Raw genomic sequence first — 8,227 nt, forward strand, 5'->3', positions numbered from 1 at the left:
TCTAGCTCTCGCTTTCTGACGGGCCTTACAGCGCAAAGGAGGAAAAATTGTCAAAAGAACAAAAGCGCCAAGCCTTTTATACTCAAAGTCCTGAAGAAGTTTTGCAGGCAATGGAAACTTCGGATCAGGGTCTATCCAGCAGTCAAGCCCAGCAGCGTCTGGCTGACTATGGCCGCAATGAACTGGATGAGGGAGAAAAGAAATCTCTCCTCATGAAATTCCTAGAGCAGTTTAAAGATTTGATGATTATCATCCTGCTGGTAGCAGCGGTCCTTTCCGTTGTTACCTCAGGCGGCGAAGATATTGCAGATGCGATTATCATTCTGGCCGTTGTGGTCATCAATGCCATTTTTGGTGTTTATCAGGAGGGCAAGGCTGAAGAAGCAATCGAAGCACTTAAGTCCATGTCCAGTCCGGCAGCGCGTGTGCTGCGGGACGGTCATGTGACGGAAGTGGACTCCAAAGAATTGGTGCCCGGCGATATTGTCAGACTGGAAGCCGGTGATGTCGTTCCGGCGGATATCCGCCTCTTGGAAGCCAACTCTCTCAAGATTGAAGAAGCGGCGCTGACAGGTGAATCTGTTCCGGTTGACAAGGATTTGACAGTGGAAGTTTCTGAAGATGCCGGCATCGGCGATCGGGTCAATATGGCCTTCCAAAATTCCAATGTGACCTATGGACGCGGAGTTGGGGTTGTGGTCAATACCGGTATGTATACCGAAGTGGGGCATATTGCCGGTATGCTGCAAAATGCCGACGAAACGGATACGCCGCTCAAGCAGAATCTCAATAGTCTCTCAAAAGTGCTGACCTATGTCATTCTGGTCATTGCAGCTGTAACCTTTGTCGTGGGTGTTTTTATCCAAGGAAAGGCGCCTCTGGAAGAGCTGATGACCTCTGTTGCTCTGGCTGTTGCCGCTATTCCGGAAGGACTGCCGGCGATTGTGACCATTGTGCTGGCTCTGGGGACTCAGGTTTTGGCCAAGCGCAATTCCATTGTCCGCAAGCTGCCGGCTGTTGAAACACTGGGCTCAACTGAGATTATCGCATCTGACAAGACCGGTACCCTGACCATGAACAAGATGACGGTTGAGAAGATTTTTTATGACGGCGAACTCAGAGAAGCGGGTCAGGATATTGAGCTGGGACTAGAGCTGCCGCTGCTGCGTTCAGTTGTTCTGGCCAACGATACTAAGATTGACCAAGAAGGCAAGCTGATTGGGGATCCGACAGAAACGGCCTTTATCCAGTATGCCCTGGACAAGGGCTATGATGTCAAGGCTTTCCTTGAAAAATACCCACGTGTAGCTGAGCTGCCCTTTGATTCAGACCGCAAGCTCATGTCAACGGTTCACCCTCTGTCGAACGGCCAATACTTGGTAGCCGTCAAGGGTGCACCAGATCAGCTGCTGAAGCGCTGTGTCTCCCGCGATAAGGCCGGTGACATTGCGGCCATTGATGAAGCAACGGCACAGCTGATTAAAACCAACAACTCTGCTATGGCCCATGAAGCCTTGCGGGTGCTGGCCGGTGCCTATAAGATAATTGACGCTGTTCCGGCAGAGCTGACGACGGAAGATCTGGAAAATAACCTGATTTTTACCGGCTTAATTGGGATGATTGATCCTGAGCGGGCCGAAGCAGGAGAAGCGGTTCGGGTAGCCAAGGAAGCCGGTATCCGTCCGATTATGATTACCGGTGACCACCAGGACACGGCAGAGGCTATCGCCAAACGCTTGGGCATCATTGATGAAAATGATACGGAAGACCATGTCCTGACTGGTGCAGAACTGAATGAACTGTCAGATGAAGAGTTTGAAAAAGTGGTCGGCCAATATTCTGTCTATGCGCGTGTATCACCTGAGCACAAGGTGCGGATTGTCAAGGCCTGGCAAAATCAAGGCAAGGTTGTGGCCATGACTGGAGACGGGGTCAATGATGCGCCGGCTCTGAAAACTGCTGACATCGGTATTGGCATGGGAATTACAGGCACAGAGGTATCTAAAGGTGCTTCTGACATGATTCTGGCGGATGATAACTTCGCGACCATTATCGTGGCTGTTGAGGAAGGACGCAAGGTCTTCTCCAATATTCAAAAGACAATTCAGTATCTGCTGTCTGCTAATACGGCTGAAGTGCTGACCATTTTCTTGGCTACGCTCTTTGGCTGGGACGTGCTGCAGCCGGTCCATCTGCTTTGGATCAATCTGGTAACCGATACCTTCCCTGCGATTGCTCTGGGTGTTGAGCCTGCAGAGCCTGGTGTGATGAACCACAAACCCCGCGGACGCAAGTCCAGCTTCTTCTCAGGCGGTGTCTTGAGCTCAATCATTTATCAAGGAGTTCTGCAGGGACTCTTGGTGCTGGCTGTCTATGGCTATGCTATTGCCAATCCGGTCCATGTCGGTGATTTGAAAGCAATCCACGCTGATGCCCTGACCATGGCTTTTGCGACTCTGGGGCTTATCCAGCTCTTTCACGCTTTCAATGTCAAGTCTGTTTACCAGTCTATCCTAACCGTCGGTCCTTTCAAGTCCAAGACCTTTAACTGGTCCATTCTGGTGTCCTTTGTCCTGCTGGCTGCAACGATTCTGATTAAGCCGCTGGAAGGTATCTTCCATGTGACCCAGCTTGACTGGTCGCAATGGCTGGCTGTTCTGATTGGCAGCTTTGCCATGATTGTTATTGTTGAAATTGTCAAGTTCATTCAGCGCAAACTGGGGATGGACAAGAATGCTATTTAACAGAAAAAGTCATCTACGGATGGCTTTTTTGCGTATAAGGGGGTATAATTATACAAAAAAGAAGCTAGCTGGAAGGCAGGTTAGATCATGTACCAAAACTTACAAAAGAAGTTGGAAGAAGAGACCCCTTTCTATTGTGAAGAAGAAATCTTATGGTTGCTGGATCGTATTGGTCATCAGGAAGCGTCAGTCCGTGATGGATTGGTCTTTTCCTCCCTGGCAAGGGGCCTTCAGAATGAGTTGTTTTCAGATAAACAGTTTCGTTTCTTGGCTCAAGAAGCAGTCAAAAGACAGGGACTTTTTTACAAGAGCGATGAAAATGGTCAAGCTGCTTTAACGCGTTCTTTTACAGCTTTGCTTTATGCGAATCTCTTAAACTGTGATGGAAATCCAAACTCTTCGTATTATCAGGCTTTATCAGTGCAAGAAAGAAAAATCCTTCTGGATAACGGGTTAGCCTACTTGCTAACAGAAAAAGATACAAGCGGTTACTCAGAGGAATACGGTTGGGTCCACGCCTTCGCTCATGGAGCAGATTTATTGACGGAAGCAGCCTGTCATCCAGACTTTCCTTCAGGTAAGATGTCTGAGGTATTACAGGTCATTCAGCAAGTTTTTAAAATAGTTTCCGTCCGCTTCGGAAATGACGAGGACTGGCGCTTAGCGCAGGTGCTCTATCAAGCGGTCTTAAAGGGAAAACTATCACAGCATGAACTCAGCCTCTGGCTGCAGTCACTGAATTTTCCATTGGACAGCAAGCAAGACTTCATCGCATTTTCCAATTTTCGCTCCTGTTTATTAGAAGTCTGTGTGCAGCTGGACAGCAAAAAGCAGCTCTCAGAGGAGCTGAGAACTGCTATTCAAAATTTTCATTACTGAACCTCAATCACTGTTAAAGCATCCCGCAGTTCGGCTGCCAGGTGCTTTTTCTTATAATCCTGAAATTCCGGCAGGTCTTTGACAGCATTGTAGCGCTTGTGCAGTCGGTAGTGCTGGGAGATACGGTATTGGGGGAAGTCCTCAAAAAATGTTCGGGTCAGCTCCCATTCACGGATGTAGCCCAGCGGCCGCATGTGGTAGCGGATGCCGTCAATCTTCCGGCTCTGATGGCGGTGATGCAGGTGGCCAAAGACAGCCTCTTGAACGCCGTGCTTTTGAAAGACCTGATGAAAGGTCTGACTGCCTAAAAAAGCGTTGAAGCGCTGAAAATAGGGGTGGTCGTAGAGAAAATCCCTGTGGGGGACAAAATGCAGGGCGGCAATCAAAGGCCCTTGCAGACTGGTCAAGAGTGCATCCAGCCGCTGCACCAGCTGCTGGGTGATGGCCGAGTCGTCCAAGTCCCGCTGCAGTCTCCGGTCAAACCAGAAATTATTTTTAGTCCGCAGGTGCTCTTCCTTGCTTTTTTCAGGGACAAAGCTGTAGTCATACCAGCCGGAAAAGCTAATCAGCTTAGTCTGACCAAACTGCTGGACCTGAAAATCATAAGCCACAATCTCGCTTTCTGACAGCCCCAGCATGTCGTGGTTGCCCAGATTGAAAGAAACAGGCAGGACTTGCTCTAGTTCTCTTATAAAAGGCAGGCTGATGCCGTAAAAGTCATTGGACAGGTCGCCTGCGATATGCAGATGCTCCAGTCCCTGCTCCTGTAGAAGGTGCTGGAGTGTCTGCCGTTCAAAGGCGCCGAACTGATTGGAGTCCAAGTGCAGATCACTCATAAATCCGATTTTTGTCATGACCTTAGTCTAGCATATTTTAGCCGACTTGGAAAACTTTTTTGCGGTCCGCTGCAGAGCCAGTCTTGAATTTTCCCGCTGCTTTTCTTAATTTTTTAAGACTTTTATTGTAAAATAGAGAGAAGGAGGGGAATGCCATGATAAAACTCATTGCTTTTGATATGGACGGTACTTTTTTGCGCTCGGACAATACTTATGATTTGAAACGTTTTGAGGCTGTTTATGAGCAGCTGAGAGCAAAGAAGATCAAAGTGACCGTCATTTCCGGCAACCAATATGCCCAGCTGGCTTCTTTTTTTCCTCAGTATAAGGAGGAGCTCTTCATCGTTTCTGAGAACGGTGCCCTGATTTTTGAAGGCGGCCGTCTGCTTATGGAAAGAAAAATAGCGACGGAGCTTATTGCCAAGGTTCTGCGGGTTTTGAAAACGGAAGGCCTGGACCGGCAGACGACCCTCTGCGGCCTGCATTCGGCCTATTTGCTTGCATCGGCTCCCCAGAGCTATAAGGACGAAATCGGTATTTATTACCACGCTTTGACAGAAGTGCCGGATTTTGATCATCTGCCGGCTGATGATTTTGTCAAGCTGGCTCTGCTGGTTCCGCCTGAGCAGACCAGCCGTCTGCTGGAGCTGCTCAATCAGGCCGCTGGTCAGCAGATGACGGCGGTCTCCAGCGGCCACGGTTCTATTGATATGATTCAGTCAGGCGTTCACAAGGGAGCGGCTTTGGCTTATCTAAGCCAGTATCTGCAGATTGAGCCTGAGGAGATGATGGCCTTTGGAGACGGCGGCAATGATTTGGAAATGCTGGGCTATGTAGGTGAGAGCTATGCCATGGCCAATGGCTCTCCGGCTGTCAAAGCAAAGGCCAAGTACCAAGCACCCGGCAATGACCAGTCAGGCGTTCTCACAGTCATTGAAAAGAAAATCTTATCCTAATCGCTGCCGGTTTTCTCCAGCCTCTTGTCTGATTGTTGCTGGCGGATTGCTGTCTTTTGTTGGTCTATCTAACAATTCCGTGACAAGGGAGCAGTTTTCTTGCCTCTCAGCGGAAAATTGGTTACAATGAAACCCGCATTTATTTTGAGATTAGTCAAAAAAATGAATTTATGTTATAATTAAACGATATATGAAAAGAGGTATTTATGGACATTTCAGAAATTCGTCAGAAGATTGACGCAAATCGTGAAAAATTAGCTTCTTTCAGGGGGTCTCTTTGACTTAGAGGGACTGGAAGAAGAAATTGCTATCTTAGAAAATAAGATGACAGAGCCTGATTTTTGGGATGACAATATAGCTGCCCAAAAGACATCTCAGGAACTGAATGAACTCAAGCAGACCTACGAGAATTTTCATCAGATGACAGACCTGTTTGATGAATCAGAAATTCTGCTTGATTTTTTAGCGGAAGATGATACGCTGCGGGAAGAATTAGAAGAAAAGCTGGCTGAACTGTCTGCAATGATGACCAGCTATGAAATGACCCTGCTTTTGTCTGAGCCTTATGATAATAACAATGCTATCCTTGAAATCCACCCAGGATCGGGCGGTACGGAAGCACAGGACTGGGGCGATATGCTGCTGCGCATGTACACGCGCTTCGGCAATGCCAAGGGCTTCAAAGTGGAAGTCTTGGACTATCAGGCGGGCGATGAAGCCGGTATTAAGTCGGTGACCTTATCATTTGAAGGGCCGCATGCCTATGGTCTTCTCAAGTCTGAGATGGGCGTCCACCGGCTGGTGCGGATCTCCCCCTTTGACTCAGCCAAGCGCCGGCATACGTCTTTTACCTCAGTAGAAGTCATGCCAGAGCTGGATGATACGATTGAAGTAGAGATTCGCGAGGATGACATAAAAATGGACACGTTCCGCTCAGGCGGAGCCGGCGGGCAGAATGTCAATAAGGTTTCGACCGGTGTGCGGCTGACACATATCCCTACGGGAATTGTCGTGCAGTCGACAGTAGACCGGACCCAGTACGGCAACCGCGACCGGGCCATGAAAATGCTGCAGGCCAAGCTCTATCAGCTGGAGCAGGAAAAAAAAGCAGCAGAAGTGGACTCGCTTAAAGGAGATAAGAAAGAAATTTCCTGGGGCAGCCAAATCCGCTCCTATGTCTTCACCCCTTATACCATGGTCAAGGACCATCGGACCGGCTATGAGGTCGCTCAGGTTGACAAGGTGATGGACGGGGATTTGGATGGCTTTATTGATGCCTATCTCAAATGGCGGCTGAACTAGGAAATTAAAAGGATTAGAATTCAGATTGAAAGGATTTTTCAATACATGTCAATAATTGAAATGAAAGATGTTGTCAAGAAGTACGACAACGGGACCACTGCCCTGCGCAGTGTGTCTATCAAGGTAGATTCGGGAGAGTTTGCCTACATTGTAGGACCTTCAGGCGCCGGCAAGTCAACCTTTATCCGCTTGCTTTACCGTGAAGTGAAGCTGGATAAGGGCAGTCTGAATGTGGCTGATTTTAATCTGGCCAAGATTAAAAAGAAGGACATTCCCATGCTGCGCCGTCAGGTCGGAGTCGTTTTCCAGGATTATAAGCTGCTGCCCAAAAAGACCGTTTATGAAAACATTGCCTATGCTATGGAAGTAATCGGCGAGCGCCGCCGCAATATTAAAAAGCGCGTCATGGAGGTGCTGGATCTGGTCGGTCTCAAACACAAGGTCCGCTCTTTCCCCAATGAACTTTCTGGGGGAGAGCAGCAGCGGATTGCCATTGCCCGTGCCATTGTCAACAATCCCAAAGTGCTGATTGCAGACGAGCCGACAGGGAACTTGGATCCCGATAATTCTTGGGAAATTATGAATTTGTTGGAACGCATCAATCTCCAAGGTACAACAGTTTTGATGGCGACCCATAACAGCCAGATTGTAAATACTCTGCGTCACCGCGTCATTGCCATCGAAAATGGCCGTGTGGTGCGTGATGAAGCGGAAGGAGAATACGGATACGATGATTAGTAGATTTTTTCGCCATTTGATTGAATCGCTTAAGAGCCTTAAGCGAAATGGCTGGATGACTGTAGCAGCTATCAGCTCGGTCATGATTACTCTGGGTTTGGTGGCTATCTTTGCCTCTGTTATCCTCAATACGGCCAAGCTGGCAAACGATATTTCCAACAATGTCCGCGTCATGGTATACATGCGCAAGGATACCGCTGATAATAGCGAAACCATTGTCAAAGAAGGACAGACGGTCCAAAATGAGGACTACCACAAGGTTTATGATGCTTTGTCTTCCATGAAAAATGTAGCCAAGGTGGAGTTTTCCAGCAAGGAAGAGCAGTATGAAAAACTGACCGAAACGATGGGAAGTGAGTGGAAGGTCTTTGAAGGCGACTCGAATCCGCTTTATGACGCTTATATTGTAGACACAACTTCCCCTAAACATGTGGAATCCGTCACAAACAAAGCCAAGAAAATAGACGGTGTTTCCGAGGTCCAAAACGGCGGTGCCAATACCAAACGTCTCTTTGAGCTGTCCAATTTTATCCAGACCTGGGGCTTGGTCGGTGCAGGATTGCTGATTTTTATTGCCATTCTCCTGATTTCCAATACCATCCGGATTACTATTATTTCCCGCAGCCGTGAAATCCAAATCATGCGACTGGTGGGGGCTAAGAACAGCTACATCCGCGGCCCCTTCCTTTTTGAAGGCGCCTGGATTGGTCTTTTAGGTGCAGCCGTTCCGGCAGCCTTGGTCTACTTTGTCTACACCATGGTTTTCCAATCG

General features: G+C 48.3%; 7 protein-coding genes. 6 read left to right on the top strand and 1 reads right to left on the bottom strand.

The features are described 5' to 3' along the window. Positions 1-47 precede the first annotated feature (47 nt). On the top strand, positions 48-2,744 hold the full coding sequence (locus tag STRDD11_RS04880; protein ID WP_128835935.1) for a cation-translocating P-type ATPase: 2,697 nt from the start codon (positions 48-50) through the stop codon (positions 2,742-2,744). An 87-nt stretch (positions 2,745-2,831) separates the two neighbouring features. Next, entirely contained in the window at positions 2,832-3,623 is a 792-nt protein-coding gene (locus tag STRDD11_RS04885; protein WP_128835938.1) for a DUF2785 domain-containing protein, read from the top strand. Here the strand turns inward: STRDD11_RS04885 and STRDD11_RS04890 are convergent. Next, entirely contained in the window at positions 3,617-4,477 is an 861-nt protein-coding gene (locus STRDD11_RS04890) for a metallophosphoesterase (RefSeq protein ID WP_128835940.1), read from the bottom strand. The two genes, STRDD11_RS04885 and STRDD11_RS04890, sit on opposite strands and share 7 nt — an antisense overlap. 137 nt (positions 4,478-4,614) lie before the next feature. Between STRDD11_RS04890 and STRDD11_RS04895 the strand changes: the two genes are divergently transcribed. From STRDD11_RS04895 to ftsX, 4 genes are all read left to right on the top strand, one after another. Continuing rightward, the gene (locus tag STRDD11_RS04895; protein ID WP_128835942.1) at positions 4,615-5,415 is read left to right on the top strand and encodes a Cof-type HAD-IIB family hydrolase; all 801 of its coding nucleotides are present in this window, start codon (positions 4,615-4,617) and stop codon (positions 5,413-5,415) included. Positions 5,416-5,621: 206 nt separating this feature from the next. Beyond that, positions 5,622-6,717 (top strand): peptide chain release factor 2 gene (gene prfB / locus STRDD11_RS04900; protein ID WP_128835944.1). Its coding sequence is split into 2 segments (ribosomal slippage): positions 5,622-5,693 and positions 5,695-6,717, totalling 1,095 coding nucleotides; the frame shifts between segments, so codons are not numbered across the junction. A 45-nt stretch (positions 6,718-6,762) separates the two neighbouring features. Further along, a complete protein-coding gene (ftsE, locus tag STRDD11_RS04905; RefSeq protein ID WP_128835946.1) occupies positions 6,763-7,455 on the top strand; it encodes a cell division ATP-binding protein FtsE in 693 nt (230 codons plus the stop codon). Then, the coding region (gene ftsX, locus STRDD11_RS04910) for a permease-like cell division protein FtsX (RefSeq protein WP_164828381.1) at positions 7,448-8,227 on the top strand (780 nt) is incomplete at its 3' end. The genes ftsE and ftsX, both read left to right, overlap by 8 nt.

The organism is Streptococcus sp. DD11 (assembly GCF_001578865.1).
Classification (GTDB): Bacteria; Bacillota; Bacilli; order Lactobacillales; family Streptococcaceae; genus Streptococcus; species Streptococcus panodentis.